This window comes from Bradyrhizobium sp. WBAH42 (assembly GCF_024585265.1).
Classification (GTDB): Bacteria; Pseudomonadota; Alphaproteobacteria; order Rhizobiales; family Xanthobacteraceae; genus Bradyrhizobium.
On the sequence record NZ_CP036533.1, the window covers coordinates 425500 to 443795 of the forward strand.

General features: G+C 65.6%; 17 protein-coding genes. 15 read left to right on the forward strand and 2 right to left on the reverse strand.

Going from position 1 to position 18296, the window contains the following annotated elements; all coding sequences use genetic code 11:
• Nucleotides 1–9 precede the first annotated feature (9 nt).
• On the forward strand, nt 10–2079 hold the full coding sequence (locus DCG74_RS02095; RefSeq protein WP_172786573.1) for a prolyl oligopeptidase family protein: 2070 nt from the start codon (nt 10–12) through the stop codon (nt 2077–2079).
• 169 nt (nt 2080–2248) lie between these two features.
• Here DCG74_RS02095 and DCG74_RS02100 read toward each other — a convergent pair whose 3' ends face one another.
• Nucleotides 2249–2920: a DUF938 domain-containing protein gene (locus tag DCG74_RS02100; RefSeq protein ID WP_172786572.1), complete on the reverse strand. Its 672-nt coding sequence runs from the start codon at nt 2918–2920 to the stop codon at nt 2249–2251.
• Between the two features lie 230 nt (nt 2921–3150).
• Between DCG74_RS02100 and soxX the strand changes: the two genes are divergently transcribed.
• The 10 genes from soxX (at nt 3151) to DCG74_RS02150 (ending at nt 11914) form a co-directional block, all read left to right on the forward strand.
• On the forward strand, nt 3151–3507 hold the full coding sequence (gene soxX / locus DCG74_RS02105; protein ID WP_172786752.1) for a sulfur oxidation c-type cytochrome SoxX: 357 nt from the start codon (nt 3151–3153) through the stop codon (nt 3505–3507).
• Nucleotides 3508–3533: 26 nt separating this feature from the next.
• Nucleotides 3534–4019 carry a thiosulfate oxidation carrier protein SoxY gene (gene soxY, locus DCG74_RS02110; protein ID WP_172786571.1) on the forward strand — a complete coding sequence of 162 codons (486 nt, stop codon included), beginning with the start codon at nt 3534–3536 and terminating at the stop codon, nt 4017–4019.
• Nucleotides 4020–4034: 15 nt separating this feature from the next.
• On the forward strand, nt 4035–4346 hold the full coding sequence (soxZ, locus tag DCG74_RS02115; RefSeq protein ID WP_172786570.1) for a thiosulfate oxidation carrier complex protein SoxZ: 312 nt from the start codon (nt 4035–4037) through the stop codon (nt 4344–4346).
• Nucleotides 4346–5209 (forward strand): sulfur oxidation c-type cytochrome SoxA, encoded by an 864-nt coding sequence (soxA, locus tag DCG74_RS02120; RefSeq protein ID WP_172786569.1) that lies wholly within the window; start codon nt 4346–4348, stop codon nt 5207–5209. Before soxZ ends, soxA begins: the two co-directional genes overlap by 1 nt.
• Nucleotides 5206–5511, forward strand: coding sequence for a hypothetical protein (locus DCG74_RS02125; RefSeq protein WP_172786568.1), 306 nt, complete (start codon nt 5206–5208; stop codon nt 5509–5511). Before soxA ends, DCG74_RS02125 begins: the two co-directional genes overlap by 4 nt.
• Before the next feature lie 50 nt (nt 5512–5561).
• Nucleotides 5562–7313, forward strand: coding sequence for a thiosulfohydrolase SoxB (gene soxB / locus DCG74_RS02130; protein ID WP_172786567.1), 1752 nt, complete (start codon nt 5562–5564; stop codon nt 7311–7313).
• Between the two features lie 127 nt (nt 7314–7440).
• The gene (locus tag DCG74_RS02135) at nt 7441–8478 is read left to right on the forward strand and encodes an MBL fold metallo-hydrolase (RefSeq protein WP_172786566.1); all 1038 of its coding nucleotides are present in this window, start codon (nt 7441–7443) and stop codon (nt 8476–8478) included.
• A gap of 85 nt (nt 8479–8563) precedes the next feature.
• The gene (locus DCG74_RS02140; RefSeq protein ID WP_246571705.1) at nt 8564–8749 is read left to right on the forward strand and encodes a hypothetical protein; all 186 of its coding nucleotides are present in this window, start codon (nt 8564–8566) and stop codon (nt 8747–8749) included.
• Between the two features lie 137 nt (nt 8750–8886).
• Nucleotides 8887–10092, forward strand: a complete 1206-nt coding sequence (locus tag DCG74_RS02145; RefSeq protein WP_172786564.1) for an MFS transporter — start codon at nt 8887–8889, stop codon at nt 10090–10092.
• 103 nt (nt 10093–10195) lie between these two features.
• Entirely contained in the window at nt 10196–11914 is a 1719-nt protein-coding gene (locus DCG74_RS02150; RefSeq protein WP_172786563.1) for an amidohydrolase family protein, read from the forward strand.
• A 192-nt stretch (nt 11915–12106) separates the two neighbouring features.
• Here DCG74_RS02150 and DCG74_RS02155 read toward each other — a convergent pair whose 3' ends face one another.
• A complete protein-coding gene (locus DCG74_RS02155; RefSeq protein ID WP_172786562.1) occupies nt 12107–13432 on the reverse strand; it encodes an MFS transporter in 1326 nt (441 codons plus the stop codon).
• 260 nt (nt 13433–13692) lie between these two features.
• Here DCG74_RS02155 and DCG74_RS02160 point away from each other — a divergent pair, with 260 nt between their 5' ends.
• From DCG74_RS02160 to DCG74_RS02175, 4 genes are read left to right on the forward strand one after another with little or no spacing between them, the layout of a single operon-like run.
• Nucleotides 13693–14346, forward strand: a complete 654-nt coding sequence (locus tag DCG74_RS02160) for an ABC transporter ATP-binding protein (protein WP_172786561.1) — start codon at nt 13693–13695, stop codon at nt 14344–14346.
• Nucleotides 14343–16805: an FtsX-like permease family protein gene (locus DCG74_RS02165; RefSeq protein ID WP_172786560.1), complete on the forward strand. Its 2463-nt coding sequence runs from the start codon at nt 14343–14345 to the stop codon at nt 16803–16805. Before DCG74_RS02160 ends, DCG74_RS02165 begins: the two co-directional genes overlap by 4 nt.
• Nucleotides 16795–17877: a lipocalin-like domain-containing protein gene (locus DCG74_RS02170; protein WP_172786559.1), complete on the forward strand. Its 1083-nt coding sequence runs from the start codon at nt 16795–16797 to the stop codon at nt 17875–17877. The genes DCG74_RS02165 and DCG74_RS02170 overlap by 11 nt, the downstream gene beginning before the upstream one ends.
• Nucleotides 17878–17906: 29 nt before the next feature.
• The gene (locus DCG74_RS02175) at nt 17907–18296 is read left to right on the forward strand and encodes an MAPEG family protein (RefSeq protein ID WP_172786558.1); all 390 of its coding nucleotides are present in this window, start codon (nt 17907–17909) and stop codon (nt 18294–18296) included.

The following is an 18296-nucleotide window of genomic DNA, read 5'->3' on the forward strand; positions in this document are numbered from 1 at the left end:
AGTTACGTTATGTCCGTCGACGACAGGCCCACGCTGCAAGCTCCCGACGACGATCCCTGGCTGTGGCTGGAGGAGATCGAGGGCCGGCAGGCGCTCGATTTCGTCGAGCGGCAGAACAGCCTGACGCTGCAGGCCTTCGGCGGAGCGGCCTTCGAACGCGGCCGCGACATACTCGCTGGCATCTACGATCGTCCCGACAACATTCCCTATGTCAGCCGGCGCGGCTCCGATCTGCACAATCTCTGGAAGGACGCCAGCAATCCCCGCGGCCTGTGGCGGCGGACCACGTTGGAAGAGTTTCGAAAGCCGCATCCGGCATGGGAAACCATACTTGATATTGATCAGCTTGCGGCGAGCGAAGGCGAGGACTGGCTGCTGAGCCAGATCACCACGATGCCCGGCAGTTCGCGCGCGATCCTCAGCCTGTCGCGCGGCGGCAGCGACGCCGTCACTTTGCGCGAGTTCGACCTCGACACGAGAAGCTTCGTTGCCGGCGGCTTCGCACTGCCGGAAGCCAAGGGCGGCGTCGACTGGCTCGATGCCGACACGCTGCTGCTTTCGAGCGCGCATGGCGAGGGCATGGCGACGACATCGGGCTATGCGCGCACCGTGCGGCTTTGGCGGCGCGGCCAAAGGGTCGAACAGGCTTCGGTGCTGTTCGAGGCCTCGGCGGACGACATGGCGGCATATTGCTACGTCGATCGCATCACGACGAATCGAACGATATGGTTCGGCCGCATGCTGGATTTCTTCAACTTCAGCGTCTCGATCGGAGATCAGACCGGACCGCTCGCAAGGCTGGATCTGCCGACCGACATAGAATTGCAGGCCCATGGCGACTGGCTCGCGATCAAACCGCGCTCGAACTGGTCCGTGGCCGGACGGACGTACGAGGCCGACGCGGCGCTCGGCATCTCGCTCTCCGCATTCCTCAAAGGCGGCCGCGAGTTCGCCATGCTGTTCGAGCCGGCGCCGCGTCGGGCGATCCAGGGCTTCTTCTGGGTGGCAGGCGGGCTGGTCCTTTCGATCCTCGACGAGCTGAGGCCGCGTTTCGAGATCTGCACGCCTTCCGCCGCGACATGGAGCCGCGAGACGCTTTCCGGCCTGCCGGGAATCGGCGTCGTCGACGTCTGGACGCTCGATCGCCATGCCTCCGAGAGCAACGGCGCCCTGCTCGCCAATGTGCAGGATCCGCTGACGCCGCCCTCGTTGCTGCTGATCGAACGCGGCGTCGCAAGCCCGATCGTGCTGAAGCAGGCGCCGAAGACGTTCACCGCCGACGGGCTCATGGTGACGCAGCACGAGGCGATCTCCGTTGACGGCGAGCGAATTCCCTATGTGCAGACCGGCCCCGCCGGCGAGACCGGCGATGCGCCGGTCTATATGAGCGCCTATGGCGGCTTCGCGGTTTCGGTGAAGCCGTATTACAACGCGTCGCTCGGCAAGCTGTGGCTGGAGCGCGGCGGCACCACGGTGCAGGCGAATTTGCGCGGCGGCGGCGAGTTCGGCACGCGCTGGCACGATGCCGGACGCCTTGCCGGCAAGAAGCTCTCTCACGACGATTTCGCCGCCGTTGCCGCCGATCTCGTCCGCCGCGGTGTGACGAGCGCAAAGCGTATCGCCGCGCAGGGCGGCTCGAACGGCGGCATCCTCATCACCAACATGCTGGTGCGCTACCCCGAGCGTTTCGGCGCGCTGTTCTGCACCATCCCGCTGATCGACATGCGCCGCTACACAAAGCTGCTCGCGGGCGCGAGCTGGATCGCGGAATATGGCGATCCCGACAAGCCCGACGAATGGGAATGGCTGAAGACCTACTCGGCCTATCACAACGTGAAGGCCGGCCAGGCCTATCCGCCGATTCTGATCGCGACGACGCGGCGCGACGACCGCGTCCATCCCGGCCACGCGCGCAAGATGGCGGCCAAGCTGCAGGCCATGGGCTATGAGGCCTGGTTCTACGAACCGGCCGCAGGCGGCCACGGCTACGGCAAGGACAACAAGGAGCGCGCGGGTTTCGAGGTGCTGGGCTATCGGTTCTTGAAGGAGAAGATCGGGTGGCGGGATGACGAAGACTGAGACGTCTTGACAAGGTGCTGGCCACGGACAGTTCTTGCCTCTCCCGCTTGCGGGAGAGGCCGACGCGCTCGAAGAGCGCGGCGGGTGAGGGCTTTCTCCCCTAGGGGAGTATCCCGTTGCGGAAGCACCCTCTCCCGCAAGCGGGAGAGGGAGCGCACCTCCGGCGTAGCTACCGCGCAAACACCAACGTCAGATTGTTCGCGGGCATCTCGATCGTATCGACGAGACCGAGGCCTGCCGCCTTCGCCAGCTTCTCGACGTCGACGACGTCGCGCACGCCCCATTCGGGATTGCCCTCGCGCAAGGAGGTGTCGAACACCGCGTTGCTGAGCGCGGTGTGCTTGCCGTCGCGCTTGAACGGGCCATAGAGGAACAGCTTGCCGTCGCGGCGCAGATAACGGCCGGCGCCGGCGAACAGGCCTTCGGCCACGGCCCAGGGCGCGATGTGAATGACATTGGCGCAGAACACGGCCGCGAGGCTGGTCGGCCCCTGCCCGCTTTTCATTTCCGGGCACCAATCGGCATCGGTGAGGTCGATGCGCAGGGGTGGGCGGATGTTCGGCAGGCCCGCATGCATGCGCCAGGCCTCGATGCTCTTGAGGTGGCGCTGGTTGAGATCGCTCGGCCACCAGACCAGGCCGGGCGTGTGGCGGGCGAAATGCACCACGTGCTGCCCGGTTCCACTGCCGAGTTCCACGACGTTGCCGGTCGCATCCGCGAGGTGCTTTTCCAGGGCGGCCCAGATCGGTTCGTGATTGCGATGAAAGGCCGGCGCATCGAGCCGGCCATCCGGCTCGACCCGTCCGCCATCCCTGCCAAATTCGACGACATATTCAGCCAAGTGACGTCCCCAAAAATGCGTACCAAAAAAGAAGGCCAGAAGGCCAAAGGTCCGAGAATAATTTGCTAGTCCGCGCCCATCCGCATGAACGAACTATCTTGTCGGTTGCAATGCGGAGGATATTAACCCCATTTTGCCGCATGCATAGTCTTGATTGTCAGGCGATGTCCTTTGTGCTTTTGAACAATTCCGTAAATGAGATCATCGAGATAACGCTCCGGGACGATGCCTTGACCGCCTTTCCTCGCAAGCCCGCTTTGCTTGTTGCCCTGGCCCTCCTCGCCGGCATGGCCATGGCCCCGGCGGGGGCGCAATCCGCCGTGACGGTGGGCCAGAAGCTCGCCTTCGACCGCGGCAAGGGCAATTGCCTGACTTGCCATGTCATCAAAGGCGGCGACCTGCCGGGGACGATCGGACCGGAACTGAAGGACATCAAGTCAAAATACCCTGATCGCAACGAGCTCACCGCGATCATCTTCGACGAGACCAAGCGCAATCCGCAAACCATGATGCCGCCGTTCGGCCGGAACCGGATTTTGACCGAACAGGAGATCGACGCGATCGTTGATTTCCTGCAGACCCTGTAACCGCCGGCGGCCCCAGGAGACTTGAGATGACCACGACCACGAGGCCCCACCCGACGCGGCGCCTGATCCTTCAGGGCGCAGCCTCCGTGGCGCTGCTCGGCCTCGGCAATCTGCCGTTCGCGCCCGCGCGCGCCGCGGCGAACGACAAATATCCGGAAGAGGCCTTCAGGCAGAAGAGCGAAGCCGACGCGATCAAGGCGCTCTACGGCAAGACCGCCGAACCGTCGGACAAGGTCAAGCTGGATGCGCCGGAGATCGCCGAGAACGGCGGCGTCGTGCCGATCTCGGTGACGACGACGCTGGAGAAGGTCACCTCGATCTCGTTCTTCGTGGCGGAGAACCCGAGCGCGCTGGCCGCCAGCTACAGGATTCCCGATGGCACCATCCCTGCCGTCGCCAACCGGCTGAAGATGGCCAGGACCACCAAACTGACCGCGATCGTGGAGGCCGACGGCAAGCTCTACAGCGCGACCAAGGAGGTCAAGGTCACCGTCGGCGGTTGCGGCGGCTAAGCGAGGCAGTTCGACATGGCATCCAGCATTCGCGTGCGCGCAACATCGAGCGGCGACATCACCGAGGTGCAGGCGCTGATCCAGCACCCCATGGACACCGGCCTCGTCAAGGATTCCAAGGGCGAGTTGATCCCGGCGCATTTCATCCAGCAGCTGAAGTTCGAATGTAACGGCAAGGACGTGTTCGTCGCCGATTGGGGCACCGCCGTTTCCAAGGACCCCTATGTCAAGTTCAGCTTCAAGGGCGCCAAGAAGGGCGACGAGCTCAAGATCTCATGGACCGACAACAAGGGCGGCTCGGACACGACCACCGCGAAGATCGCGTGATGAAGGCCCGCATCCACCTCCTGCTGGGCTCGCTCGGCGCCGCGCTCGTCGCGCTCGCCCTCGCTTCGCCCCGCGTGATCGCTGCCGACAAGGTGGATCCCGTTGCTGATGCCAAGGCGTTCCAGAACTTCTTCTTCCAGAAGTTTCCGAACGTGAAGCACGAGGATTTCGTCAACGGCCCGTATTCCATGAACGAGGACATGAAGCGGCAGTGGCAGGAGAAAGAGGAATTCCCGCCTTACGAGTTCGCGCTCGATGCCGGCAAGGAGATGTTCTCGACCCCGTTCAAGAACGGCAAGACCTATGCCGACTGCTTCCCGAACGGCGGCATCGCCATCCGCCAGAACTATCCGTACTTCGACAGCAAGGAAGGCAAGGTCATCACGCTGGAGCTCGCGCTCAACCGCTGCCGCGAGGCCAACGGCGAGGCGCCCTATTCCTACGTCAAGGACGAGATGGCCTCGCTCACCGCCTACATGGCCTACACCTCCCGCGGCAAGCTGATGGACATCAAGATTCCCGATGACCCTCGCGCGCTCGCGGCGTACGAGAACGGCAAGCGCTATTTCTACACCCGCCGCGGCCAGATGAACTTCTCCTGCGCGAGCTGCCATGTGCAGAGCCCGGGCGAGCGCATCCGCGCCGAGACCCTTGCCCCGGCGCTCGGCATCGTCAACGCGATGCCGATCTACCGCTCCGAATGGAGCGGCATGGGCACGACCAGCCGCCGCTTCGTCACCTGCAACAGCCAGACCCGCGCGGTTCCGCTGGAGCCGCAGGCGGATGAATATCGCGACGTCGAATATTTCCTGTCCTACGTCGCCAACGGCCTGCCGATCTCAGGGCCAGGAGCACGGCCATGAAGCGGTCACTTGCGCTCGCCATGCTGCTCGCCTTAAGCCTTGCGCCATCCACGCGCGCGGCGAATGAGGTGGACTACAAGGCAGCCTATGCCGCCGCCGAAGCCGCCTCCAAGGAGGCGGCCGGCATGCGCAACCAGTGGACGGTGACCGTATCTGCGCTGGCGGCTGCGAAGAAGGCTGCCGACGGCGGCGATTTCGACCGTGCGGTGGCCGCAGCCAGGGAGGCCGAAGCGCTGGCGAAGGCGTCGATCTTCCAGGCTAGTTCCGAAAAAGAAGCCTGGAAGGCGATGGAAATCCGCTAGACTGCCCCGCGGTGAACGCAGTCCACACGAGAGGCGCGGAGAATTCCTGGATGGCGATCCGCCGCCGCGATTTCCTGAAAGGTGCGGGCCTTGCCGCGGCAACGATCGCCCTGCCGCGGCTGGCCCGCGGCGCTGAGGCTGCCAGCATCTACGACCTCGAACGGTTCGGCACTGCGCGAATCCTGCACATCACCGACACGCATGCGCAGCTCAATCCGGTCTATTTCCGCGAGCCCAGTGTCAATATCGGCATCGGCGAAATGGCGGGACGGCCGCCGCATCTGGTCGGCCGCGCCTTTCTCGAACGCTTCGGCATCCGGCCCGACAGCGCCGATGCCTATGCCTTCACCTGCTTCGAGTTCGAGAAGTCAGCAGGCCGCTTCGGCAAGCTCGGGGGCTTTGCCCATCTGAAGACGCTGGTCGATCGCTTGCGCGCCGATGTCGGCGAGCGGCGTTCGCTGCTCGTCGACGGCGGCGATCTCTGGCAGGGCACGGGGCTGGCCAACCTGATGCAGGGCCGCGACATGGTCGAGGTCGCCAATCTGCTCGGCATCGAGGCGATGACGGGGCATTGGGAATTCACCTATGGCGAGCAGGCGCTGCGCGACAATCTCGAGCGCTTCAAGGGCGAGTTCCTGGCGCAGAACGTGTTCCTGACCGAGGAGGCCGCGTTCAACGACGCCCCCGCCTTCGACAAGGCCACCGGACGCGTGTTCAAGCCTTCTGTCATCAAGGAACTCGGCGGGCATCGCGTCGCGATCGTCGGCCAGGCCTTCCCCTACACTCCGATCGCGCATCCCAAGAGGTTCACGCCGGACTGGAGCTTCGGCATCCGCGAGGAGGAGCTGCAGAAGCATGTCGATGCCTTGCGCGGCACCGACAAGGTCGATGCCGTCGTGCTGCTGTCGCACAACGGCATGGACGTGGACCTCAAGCTCGCAAGCCGGGTCACCGGCATCGACGTCATTCTCGGCGGCCACACCCATGATGCCGTACCGCAGCCTATGGCAGTGAAGAACGCAGGTGGCACGACGCTCGTCACCAATGCCGGATCCAACGGGAAATTTCTGGGTGTGCTCGATCTCGCGCTCGACAGCGGCAAGGTCAGCGATGTCAGGTATCATCTGCTGCCGGTCTATTCGGAGCTGCTGAAGCCCGATCCGGCGATGGCCGAGCTCATCGGCCGGGTCCGTGCACCGCATGTGGCCGACTGGTCGGAGAAGATCGCGACACCCGACCGTCTGCTCTATCGCCGCGGCAATTTCTCCGGGCCCATGGACGAATTGATCTGCACCGCGCTGCGCACCGAGCTCGATGCCGAGATCGCGCTGTCGCCGGGCTTCCGCTGGGGCGTCACCGCACTGTCAGGCCAGGCTATGACCATGGAGGATCTGCTGGCGGAAACCGCGATCACCTATCCCGAAACCTATGTGCAGGAGATGACGGGGGCCCAGATCAAGGACTTGCTCGAGGACGTCTGCGACAACCTCTTCAATACCGATCCCTACTACCAGCAGGGCGGCGACATGGTGCGCGCCGGCGGGCTCAGCTACACCTGCACGCCGGACGCTGCGATCGGCAGCCGCATCTCGGAGCTGAAGCTCGGTAGCGGCAAGGCGCTCAGCGCCAGCCACCGCTACAAGGTCGCGGGCTGGGCCTCGGTCAACGGCCAGCAGGGCGCGCCGGTATGGGACGTCGTCGGCAAATATCTGCGCTCGGGCCGGATGCTTCAGGAGCGACTGGGCTCCGGCGTGACGCTGAAAGGGGTCGAGGGCAATCCAGGCATTGCCGGACTGGGATGATGCGGTCGCTGCTCTCGCACCCGCAATAAGAATCTTCTAGATTTCGCTGTTCACGCAGTGAATTGCTTCTCTTTTGGACCCATACCGTAGTAGAATCTTGGAAGTCAGTTCCAAGCCGGGTCCTGCCATGATCTTCCGCCAGCTCTTCGACAGCGTTTCGGGCACCTACAGCTACGTCCTCGCCAGCCGCCCCGGCGGCGAGGCGCTGATTCTCGACCCTGTGCTGGAGAAGGTCGACCGCTACTGCCAATTGCTGCGCGAGCTCGACCTCAAGCTGGTCAAGGCGGTCGACACGCATCTGCATGCCGACCACGTCACCGGCCTCGGCGAGCTGCGCGACCGCACCCATTGCATGACCGTGATGGGCGACCAGACCAAGGCCGACGTCGTCGCCATGCGGGTGGCGGACGGCGACAAGGTGACGATCGAGGGCCTGTCGCTCGACGTGATGTACACGCCGGGCCACACCGACGATTCCTATTCCTATTTGATGGGCGACCGCGTCTTCACCGGCGACACGCTGCTGATCCGCGGCACCGGCCGCACCGATTTCCAGAACGGCTCGGCACGCGCGCAATACGATTCGATCTTCAACCGTCTCTTGAAGCTGCCGGACGAGACGATGGTGTTTCCGGCCCACGACTACAAGGGCGACACCGTCTCCACCATCGGCGAGGAGAAGCGCTACAATCCGCGGCTCCAGGTGCGCTCGGTCGACGAATATGTCGAGCTGATGGCCAACCTGAAGCTGCCCAATCCGAAGATGATGGACGTGGCGATCCCCGCCAACATGCATGTCGGCCTGCATCAGGAGGAGCTGGAGAAGGAAGGCCGCGCGCTCAGCGCGACCGAGGCGATCCGCAGCCTCGGCCGGCCCGACATCCTGCTCGTGGACTTGCGCGAGACCAATGAGCGGATGAAGCACGGCATGCTCGAAGGCGCGCTGCACACGCCCTATCCCTCTGTGGAGGAAAGCCTCAAGCCCGGCGGCATGCTGCGCGAGGTCGCGGCCGCAACGGGGCGCCGCGTCGTGTTCTTCTGCGCCTTCGGCGAACGCTCGGCGATGGCCGTTGCGGCTGCAAAGGAAGCGGGGCTTCTCAACAGCGCACATATCGCCGGCGGCCTCGATGCCTGGAAGAAGGCGGGCGGGCCGGTGGTGCACTGACGACCTCGTCGCCCCTTGAGATAAATCAGGCGCCGCACATATTTGGCGGTACATTCGGATGCAGCATCACCATCCGGGACCCGCCATGACCAAGACCGGGAATAAGACCACCGGGAAGACGACCGACAAGCCGAGCGAGCCGCCGAAACAGGGGCAAGACAAGGCGAGGAAGCCCTCGCCCCGGCGCGAGGTCGATGACGACGATTACGAAGACGGCGACATCGCGACGCCGAAACGCGACCGCTATGGCCCTGACGACGAGCCGTTCTGAGTGGGAACGCTGATGTTGATCGCGCGCTAGCGGTGATGGAGCTCCACCCGCACTACCTGCCATGCGCCTGCGTTCATGGACAAATAACCGCCCTCCCCGATAGTTTGCCGGTCCATCGGGAGTGAAACGGAACTGCAATGGTCGACGTTCTCGCCGCACCGCAGCAAGGCAAGGCGGATAGTGCGCTGCGCACGCTCACCGGCATCTCGATCGCGCATTGGGTCAGCCATTTCCATCTGCTGGTCCTGCCGATGCTGTTCCCGTTCCTGAAGGAGAAGCTCGGCGTCGGCTATGTCGAGCTCGGCTTCTCGCTGACCACGCTCGCCGTCGTCTCCGGCCTGACGCAGGCGCCGACCGGCTATCTCGTCGACCATTTTGGCGCGCGCAAGATCCTGCTTGTAGGGCTGACGCTCGGCGGCTGCGCGCTGATCCTGCTCGGCCTGCACCTCAGCTACGCTGCGCTGATCGCCTGCGCCGTGCTGCTCGGGCTCGCCAACAGCGTCTATCATCCTGCCGACTACGCGATCCTGGCCGAGCACATGGACGAGGCGCGGATGGGCCGCGCCTTCTCGGTCCACACCTTTGCCGGCTATCTCGGCGGCGCGGTGACGCCGGCGGTCGTGGCGGCACTGGTCACGGTGTGGGGCGGCGTCGGCGCGCTGATCGCCTCCGGCGCGATCGCCATTCTGGTGGCGGTGTTGCTGGTGGCCATGGGCATCCCCGAGGCCGGCGCGCACAAGAAGAAGCCGGGCAGCGAGAGCGCGCCGAAGCAGGCCGTCATCACCCCGGCGCTGATCACGCTGACCGCGCTGTTCATGCTGCTCAGCCTGTCGGTCGCCGGCATCAACAATTTCGGCGTGGTGGCGCTGATGAGCGGCTACGGCACGTCCTATTCGATCGCCAATGTCGCGCTGACTGCGTTCCTTGCCGCCAGCGCCGCGGGCGTGCTCGCCGGCGGCTTCCTCGCGGACCGCACCGCGCGTCACGGCTATGTCGCCGCGGCCTGCTTCGCCGCGAATGCGGTCATCGTGCTGCTGATCGCGCTGGTGACGCTGCCGGGCTGGGCCCTCACGGCGACGATGGCGACCGCAGGCTTCCTCTCCGGCGTGATCGCGCCGTCGCGGGACATGCTGGTGCGCAATGCCGCGCCTGCGGGTGCCGCGGGGCGCGCCTTCGGCATCGTCTCCACCGGCTTCAACCTCGGTGGCATCGTCTCACCGCTGCTGTTCGGCTGGATCATGGACCAGAGCGCGCCGCATTGGGTGTTCGGGGCGTCCGTGATCTTCATGCTGGCGACAGTGGTGCTGTCGCCGTTCACCGAGCGGCGGGCGGCCAAGGCGTAGCCAAGGTTCATCTGTCGTCGCGGCGAGGGCCCGGATCGGCCGCGCTGAAAGCGCGCTTGTCCGGGACGACGAAAACAAGCAACAAAAAACGGGAAGAAACACCATGAGCAATCCTGATCTCGTGATCCGCGGCGGCAATGTCGCGGACGGAAGCGGCGGCGAGCTGTTCGAGGCCGACGTCGCCATCACCGGCGGCAGGATCAGCGAAGTCGGGAAGGTCTCCGCGAAAGGCCGCGAAGAGATCGACGCGCGCGGCAAGCTGGTGACGCCGGGCTTCGTCGACGTGCACACCCATTACGACGGGCAGGTCACCTGGAGCCAGGACATCACGCCGTCGTCGCAGAACGGCGTCACCACCGCGATCATGGGCAATTGCGGCGTCGGCTTTGCGCCGTGCAAGCCTGCCGACCACACCCGCCTGATCCAGCTGATGGAGGGCGTCGAGGACATTCCTGAGCCGGTGCTGAGTGCCGGCATTCCCTGGGCCTGGGAGAGCTTTCCGGACTACATGAACTGGCTCGGCAAGCGCGATTTCGACATCGACGTCGGCGCGCAGCTGCCGCATGCCGCGCTGCGCGTCTATGTCATGGGCGAGCGCGGCGCACGCCGCGATCCCTCGACGCCTGAGGACAACGCGGCGATGGCGAAGCTCGCGGGCGAGGCCGTGCGCGCGGGCGCGCTCGGCTTCTCGACCTCGCGCACGCTCAACCACCGCACCTCGACCGGCGATTTCACGCCGACCCTGAAGGCCGGCGAGGACGAGCTCACCGCGATTGCCGGCGCGATGCACCGGCAGGGGCGCAGCGTGCTGCAATTCGTGCTCGACCTCTCCACCATCCACGAAGACCTGCCGATGATGCTGCGGGTGGCGGACAGCACAAAATGCCCGATCTCGTTCTCGATCACGCAGAACGACAAGGCGCCAAACCGCTGGCGCCAGACGCTGGACGAGATCAATGCAGCCGCCAGGCGCGGCCTCTCCATCACCGCGCAGATCGCAGCCCGGCCCGTCGGCCTCCTGCTCGGGCTCGAGCTTTCGCGCAATCCGTTCCAGACCCATCCGAGCTACAAGGCGATCGCGCACCTGCCGTTGAAGGAGCGGCTGATGCAGCTGCGTCAAGCCGACATGCGCGAGGCGATCCTGAGCGAGGCGGCGACTGCGACCGACGATCCGCTGTTCTTCCGGCCCAACTACGACAAGATGTTTTTGCTCGGCGATCCCCCCGACTACGAGCAGCCGCCGGAGAACGCGCTGGGGCCGCGGGCGCGCCAGCAGGGAAGGCAGCCGGAGGAGCTCGCGTACGAGGCCATGCTGTCGGACGACGGGCGCGGCATGCTCTACGTGCCGTTCCTGAACTATTCCGATGGCAATCTCGATGCGACGCGCGAGATGCTGCTCGATCCGCAATCGGTGCCGGGCCTCTCCGACGGCGGCGCGCATTGCGGCATTATCTGCGATGCCAGCTTTCCGACCTATCTGCTGACGCACTGGACGCGTGACCGCACGCGCGGCGAGAAGCTGTCGATCCCGTTCGTGGTCGCCGCGCAGTCGCGCAAGACCGCGCTCTCGGTCGGCCTCACCGACCGCGGGCTCATTGCTCCCGGCTATAAAGCCGACGTCAACGTGATCGACTACGACCGGCTGCATCTGCATCCGCCGAAGGTGCATTACGACCTGCCGGTCGGCGGTCGCAGGCTGTTGCAGGATGTCGACGGCTATGAGGCGACGATCGTCTCGGGCGTGGTGACGCGGCGGCACGGCGAAGCCACCGGGCGGCGGCCGGGCAAGCTGATTCGTGGCGCGCAGGAGATGGCGAGCTAGCGAGGCGACCGCTCACCCTCCCCTGGAGGGGGAGGGTCGGCTCATATGGAGCGCAGCGACATGTGAGACGGGGTGGGGTGACAGTCTCTCCACCGATACGGTGCCCGAGCGGAGAGATCACCCCACCCCGCTCGCGCTTTGCGCGATCGACCCTCCCCCTCCAGGGGAGGGTAAGAAAGAGCGCGCCTCCCCTTACGTCGGCGACACCGCGCCCTTCAGCGCTGTGCCCTGCGCCGCCGCACCGCGGGTCAGCCTGGCCTTCTCCGTGTTCGGCCACAGCAGCAGCAGGCCGATGACGCCGGAGCCAATCATGACCGCCGCGTTGATGGTGAAGCCGGTCAGGTAGCCGTCGAGCATGGTGCCGGCGCGCTGGATCACGGTGCCCATCACGCTCGGCGCGATGATCCCTGAGAGCGTGTAAAGCGCGCCGTAGATCGCGATCACCGCGCCGCGCTGCGAGGCCGGGGTGAACTCGCCGAGCATCGGCGGGCAGACCACGTAGATCGCACCGCACAGGCCGGAGCCGACGACGAGCAGCGCGATCTGCAGGCCGGCGCCCTCGACATGCGCCATCGCGGTGAGGATCAGGCCGCCAATGATCAGCGGCACCGAGCCGAGCACGCCGCGCGAGATGCGCGTGGTGTAGCCGCGCGCCATCATCACTTGCGAGATCCAGCCGGTGAGGATGACGATGGTGGCGCCGAACACCCAGGGCAGGATCGAGATGAAGCCGGCCTGGCTCTGCGAGAAGCCGAGCCCCTTGACGATGAAGGGCGTGAACCAGGTGAGGCCGAGCGACAGCGCCCAATAGGCGCCGAAGGTCGCGATCACGCAGCCGAGGAAGGTGCGCGAGGTCAGCAGCTGCACGTACGGAATCTTCGGCTCGGTGGCGGCCAGGACCTCGGTATCCTCCAGCGGGCCTTCCTTGCCGAGCGCGAGCCAGGCCGCGACCCAGATCAAGCCGACGATTCCGAGCGCGCCGAAGGCGTAGTGCCAGGAATGGTTGACGATGATCCAGTTCAGCGCCGGCACCGCCAGGATGACGCCGAAGGCCGAGCCCTGCGACAGGATCGCGGTCGGCAGGGTGCGCTTCTCGTCGGGGAACCATTTGTAGATGGCGTGCGCGGCGACCGAGAAGGCCGGGCCTTCGCCGGCCCCCAGCACGATGCGGCAGATCAGAAGCGTGGTGAAGGATACCGTGCCGACCATCGGGAACTGCGCCACCGCCCAGATCACCGCCAGCGTCAACAGCACCCAGCGTGTCGGCACCTTGTTGACGATGAAGCCAACCACGATGGCCGAGATCGAGAACAGGAAGAAGAACGAGGACCCGAGCAGGCCGAACTGCTCGGCGCTGAGCTTCATGTCGGTCATGATCGGCACGCCGGCGAGACCGACGACGATCTTGTCCGCGAAGTTCACCACCATGAAGAGAAAGAGGAGAAATGTAACGGTCCAGGCGCCCTGTGGCGTCTTGGTCGTTCTAGCCGCCACATTCGGCGTTCCCTGAGCGCTCATCATTCTCCCCGCATGTCTTTTTCGGCACTTTTTTGATTTGGCCGTCTTGGAAGCTAACAGCGGCTTCAGGGCCAACGCAACCCCGGCATTTCCGCATCAGGTGTGCTACGCAGCATTCTTACCTCTCCCCGTCGGGGAGAGGTCGATTTGCGTAGCAAATCGGGTGAGGGGCCTTGGGCTCTCAAGAGACCGTAACCCCTCACCCGCGCCTATGGCGCGACCTCTCCCTATGGGACAGGTGGAAGAGAAGTGGCAGGCCCGTGCTGAGCATCCGAAACCTCTCAAAGACCTTCTCCTCGGCGGGCGAGCCCGTCCACGTTCTGCGCGGCGTCGACCTTGACCTCGGGGCTGGCGAGCGCGTCGCACTGACCGGTGAATCCGGCAGCGGCAAGAGCACGCTGCTGCACCTGATCGCCGGGCTCGATGCCGCGGACGGCGGCTCGATCCGGCTGGGCGACATCGAGGTCACCAAGCTCTCGGACACAGGACGGGCCGGCTTGCGGCGCGATCGCATTGGCCTGGTTTTTCAACAATTCAACCTGATCCCGAGCCTCTCCGTCGCGGACAATCTAGCCTTCCAGGCCCGGATTGCCGGCCGGCATGATGCGGCCTGGACCAAGGAGCTTGTCGAGCGGCTCGGACTCGGCAGCCTGCTCAAGCGTTATCCAGAGCAAATATCCGGCGGCCAGCAGCAGCGGGTCGCGATCGGCCGGGCGCTGGCGACAAAGCCCTCGCTGCTGCTGGCGGACGAGCCGACCGGCAATCTCGACGAAGCCACTGCCGAGGAGGTGCTGGCATTGGCGCGCGATCTCGTCTCGCGCACCGGCTGCGGCTTCCTGATGGTGACGCACAGCCTGCATCTCGCCGCCACGCTCGACCGTCATCTCACGTTGCATGCAGGGCGCATTTCATGAGGCGCGCGCTCTGGGTTCTCGCCGTGCTGCTCAGCCATTGGCGGCGCCACAAGATGCAATTCGCGACGCTGCTCATCGGATTGATCGCTGCAACCGCGCTGTGGAGCGGGGTGCAGGCCATCAATCAGCAGGCCCGCAATGCCTATGACCGCGCCGCGGCGACGTTCGGCGGCGTGCGCACGGCGATGCTGGTCGCTCCCAATGCGGCGACTTTCCCGCAGGAGCTGTTCGTAAAGCTCCGCCGCGCCGGCTGGCCGGTGTCGCCGATGCTGGAGGGACGTGTCCAGATCAACGGGCATTCGGTGCGGCTACTCGGTATCGAGCCGGTCACGCTGCCGGTCGACGTCGGCAATGCGCCGCGCCTGGGTGCCGCGGATCTCAGCAGCTTCGTTGCTCCGCCCGGCCAGACATTGGTGGCCCGGGAGACGCTGAGGGACTTGGAGCAAGCAGAAGGCGCGGCCCCGGCGATCAGCAGCGGCGCAAAGCTGCCGCCGCTGCGCGTCATGCCGCAACTCGCACCCGGTGTGCTCGTGGTCGATATCGGCGTGGCACAACGGCTGCTGAGCAAGCCCGACCAGGTCTCGCGGCTGCTGATCGGCAAGCCGAAGGGCAAGCCCGCACCGCTCGCGAGCGTCGTCGGCGAGCAGTTGCAGCTGATAGAGCCGAATGCGGAGACGGAGTTGGAGCGTCTCACCGACAGTTTTCATCTCAACCTCACCGCCTTCGGTCTGCTGTCGTTCTTCGTCGGCCTGTTCATCGTCAATTCTGCCGTGGGCCTTGCCTTCGAGCAGCGGCTGCCGATGCTGCGCACCTTGCGCGCCTGTGGCGCCTCGGCGCGACTGGTCAATACGGTGCTGGTGATCGAGCTGGTTGCACTGGCGCTGGCCGCAGGCCTGATCGGGCTCGCTTGCGGCTATTTCATCGCAGCCGCCCTGCTGCCCGATGTCGCGGCCTCGCTGCGCGGGCTCTATGGCGCGCAGATCCCGGGGCAGCTCAGCCTGCGAGGCGAATGGTGGCTCGCCGGCATCGGCATCAGCGTTGCGGGCGCGCTCGTGGCGGCGGCGACGAGCCTGATCAAGGCGATCAGGATGCCGGTGCTGGCGACGGCGCAGCCGGGCGCCTGGCAGCAGCGGCAACGCCGCTGGCTGATCCTGCAGAGCTGTGCGGCCTGCGCCGTGTTCGCCGTCGCGCTGATACTGCTCCACTACGGGCAATCGCTGATCGCAGGGTTCGGCGTGCTGGCCGCGCTGATGTTCGGTGCGGCACTGATCCTGCCGGCCTTCCTCGACATCATCCTGCTCGTGGGTCAGCGCCTCGCGCGCGGCCCGCTCGCGCTGTGGTTCTGGGCGGACAGCCGGCAGCAGCTTTCCGGATTGTCGCTGGCGCTGATGGCGCTGCTGCTCGCGCTTGCCGTCAATGTCGGGGTCTCCACCATGGTCGAGACCTTCAGCCGCACCTTCATCGGCTGGCTCAACGGGCGGCTCGCCGCCGACGTCTACGTCAGCGCCTCCGACAATGCGCAGGGCGTCGCGATCCGCAACTGGCTGAAGAATCGCAGCGATGTTCAGGCGATCCTCTCGGGCGGACGCGCCGAAGCGCAGGTTCAGGGCCAGCCGGTGGAGCTGCTCGGCCTGCCCGATCACGCGCTCTATCGCGAGCGCTGGCCGCTGCTCGAGACCGCGCCGCGCGCCTGGACCCGGCTGGTGCCGGGCAATGCCGCCTTCATCAGCGAGCAATTGAGCCGCCGGCTGAACGTGCAGATCGGCGACGTCGTCGAGGTGCCAGCGCCGGGCGGGAGCTGGGAGCTCGACATCGTCGGCATCTATGCCGATTACGGCAACCCCAAGGGGCAGCTCACGGTGAACGTCGCCGCACTGCTCCGGCAGTTTCCGCAGACGCCGCAGACGCGGATCGGCCTGATCGTCGCGAGAGAGGATATCCCCGGCCTGATCGCGGCCTTGCAGAAGCAGTTCGGGCTCGACGACCGCAGCGTCGCCGACCAGGCGACGGTGAAGGCGGAATCGATCCGCATCTTCAACCGCACCTTTGCGGTGACGTCGGCGCTGAACGCCTTCACGCTCGGCGTCGCCGGCATCGCCTTGCTCACGAGCCTGCTGACGCTGGCGAACTCCCGACTGCCGCAGCTTGCGCCGCTGTGGGCGATCGGCCTGACGCGGCCGCGGCTTGCCGCGATCGAGCTGACCAAGACGCTCTCGGTCGCGCTGTTCACGGCGCTGCTGGCCGTGCCGCTCGGCCTTCTGGTCGCGTGGTGCCTGATTGCAATCGTGAACGTGAAAGCGTTCGGCTGGCGGTTGCCGTTCCACGTCTTCCCGTTGCAACTGGTGGAGCTGGTCGCGGTGGCGCTCTTCGCCTCGCTGCTTGCGGCGCTGCTGCCGATGGTCCGGCTGGCGCGGATGCAGCCGGCGAATCTCGTCAAGGTGTTTGCCAATGAGCGCTGAAGCAATCACGCGACGCGCCTTCGCCGGCGGCATCGCTGCGCTGGCGCTCGCACGCCGCGCGGCCGCGCAGGGCTATGCCGGGCTCGGCGAGACAGCGGACGGCTTTGCGAAGGTGACGCCGGGAAGGACGTTCGCCTTTCCGGCCGACCACGGACCGCATCCAGAGTTTCGTATCGAGTGGTGGTATCTCACGGCAAACCTCGTCGACGCGAGCGGTGCTCCTTGCGGCCTGCAATGGACGCTGTTCCGCCAGGCTTCGCAGCCGGGTCCGCAAGGCGAAGGCTGGGCCAATCAGCAGGTGTGGATGGCGCATGCGGCGGTGACGCGCGCCGACACCCACCGCTTCTCTGAGACGTTTTCACGCGGCGGCGTCGGGCAAGCCGGCGTGACGGCAAAACCGTTCGATGCCTGGATCGACGATTGGGAGATGAAGGGCCTTGAGCGCACAGACGATCGCGCTTTGGCGCCGCTGTCGTTGAAGGCGTCTGGCGCCGATTTCAGCTATGCGCTGACGCTGGAGGCCGACCGGCCGGTGGTGCTGCAGGGCGATCGGGGCTACAGCCGCAAGTCGGAGCGCGGGCAGGCTTCGTACTACTACAGCCAGCCGTTCTACCGTGCCCGCGGCACGCTCAGCATCGACGACAAGCCGGTCGATGTCTCGGGCCAGGCCTGGATGGACCGGGAATGGAGCAGCCAGCCGCTCGACGCCGACCAGACCGGCTGGGACTGGTTGTCACTGCATCTGTCATCCGGCGACAAGCTGATGCTGTACCGGCTGCGGCAGAAGGACGGTAAGGATTATCCGTTCGGCAATTGGATCAGCGCCAGCGGCGAGACGCAGATGATTGCAGGGAACGACATCCAGATGATGCCGAAGGCGACGGCGGAAGTCGCGGGACGCAAGCTGCCGGTGCAATGGGAGATCGCGATCCCCTCGCGATCGTTCGCGATCCTGTGCAAGCCGCTCAATCCCAGAGCCTGGATGGGGACCGGCTTCTCGTACTGGGAAGGGCCAATCAGCATTGCCGGCACGCATGACGGCGTTGGCTATCTCGAGCTGACCGGCTATTGAAGCGCGGCTTCTCTTCAAGGGGTTTCGCGATGTATCATCTCACCGCGCTCGTCACGCTGCTGGCGATCGCATTTTATTTCTTCACCGCCATCAACGTCTCACGCTCGCGCACCAAGACCGGCGTCAAAGTGCCTGCGATGGCGGGCCATCCGGATTTCGAGCGGGCCTTCCGCATCCAGATGAACACGCTGGAATGGATGCCGATTGTTCTGCCCGCGCTCTGGCTGTTCGCGATCTATGTCAGCGACGCCATCGCGGCGGGGATCGGCGCGATCTGGATCATCGGCCGTATCGTCTATTTCGTCGGCTATTCGCAAGCAGCGGCCAAGCGCGGCACGGGTTTCGCGATCCGGGCGCTCGCCGCCATGGCGCTGTGGGTCGGGGCGCTGGGGGCGGTGGTGTTGCGGTTGGTGAAGTGA

Bases quoted from the DNA above. Each gene is read 5' to 3' on its own strand.
- DCG74_RS02095 (WP_172786573.1), top strand. From the start codon at position 10: ATGTCCGTCGACGACAGGCCCACGCTGCAAGCTCCCGACGACGATCCC.
- soxY (WP_172786571.1), top strand. From the start codon at position 3,534: ATGACCACGACCACGAGGCCCCACCCGACGCGGCGCCTGATCCTTCAG.
- soxZ (WP_172786570.1), top strand. From the start codon at position 4,035: ATGGCATCCAGCATTCGCGTGCGCGCAACATCGAGCGGCGACATCACC.
- soxA (WP_172786569.1), top strand. From the start codon at position 4,346: ATGAAGGCCCGCATCCACCTCCTGCTGGGCTCGCTCGGCGCCGCGCTC.
- DCG74_RS02125 (WP_172786568.1), top strand. From the start codon at position 5,206: ATGAAGCGGTCACTTGCGCTCGCCATGCTGCTCGCCTTAAGCCTTGCG.
- soxB (WP_172786567.1), top strand. From the start codon at position 5,562: ATGGCGATCCGCCGCCGCGATTTCCTGAAAGGTGCGGGCCTTGCCGCG.
- DCG74_RS02135 (WP_172786566.1), top strand. From the start codon at position 7,441: ATGATCTTCCGCCAGCTCTTCGACAGCGTTTCGGGCACCTACAGCTAC.
- DCG74_RS02140 (WP_246571705.1), top strand. From the start codon at position 8,564: ATGACCAAGACCGGGAATAAGACCACCGGGAAGACGACCGACAAGCCG.
- DCG74_RS02145 (WP_172786564.1), top strand. From the start codon at position 8,887: ATGGTCGACGTTCTCGCCGCACCGCAGCAAGGCAAGGCGGATAGTGCG.
- DCG74_RS02150 (WP_172786563.1), top strand. From the start codon at position 10,196: ATGAGCAATCCTGATCTCGTGATCCGCGGCGGCAATGTCGCGGACGGA.
- DCG74_RS02155 (WP_172786562.1), bottom strand. From the start codon at position 13,432: ATGAGCGCTCAGGGAACGCCGAATGTGGCGGCTAGAACGACCAAGACG.
- DCG74_RS02165 (WP_172786560.1), top strand. From the start codon at position 14,343: ATGAGGCGCGCGCTCTGGGTTCTCGCCGTGCTGCTCAGCCATTGGCGG.
- DCG74_RS02170 (WP_172786559.1), top strand. From the start codon at position 16,795: ATGAGCGCTGAAGCAATCACGCGACGCGCCTTCGCCGGCGGCATCGCT.
- DCG74_RS02175 (WP_172786558.1), top strand. From the start codon at position 17,907: ATGTATCATCTCACCGCGCTCGTCACGCTGCTGGCGATCGCATTTTAT.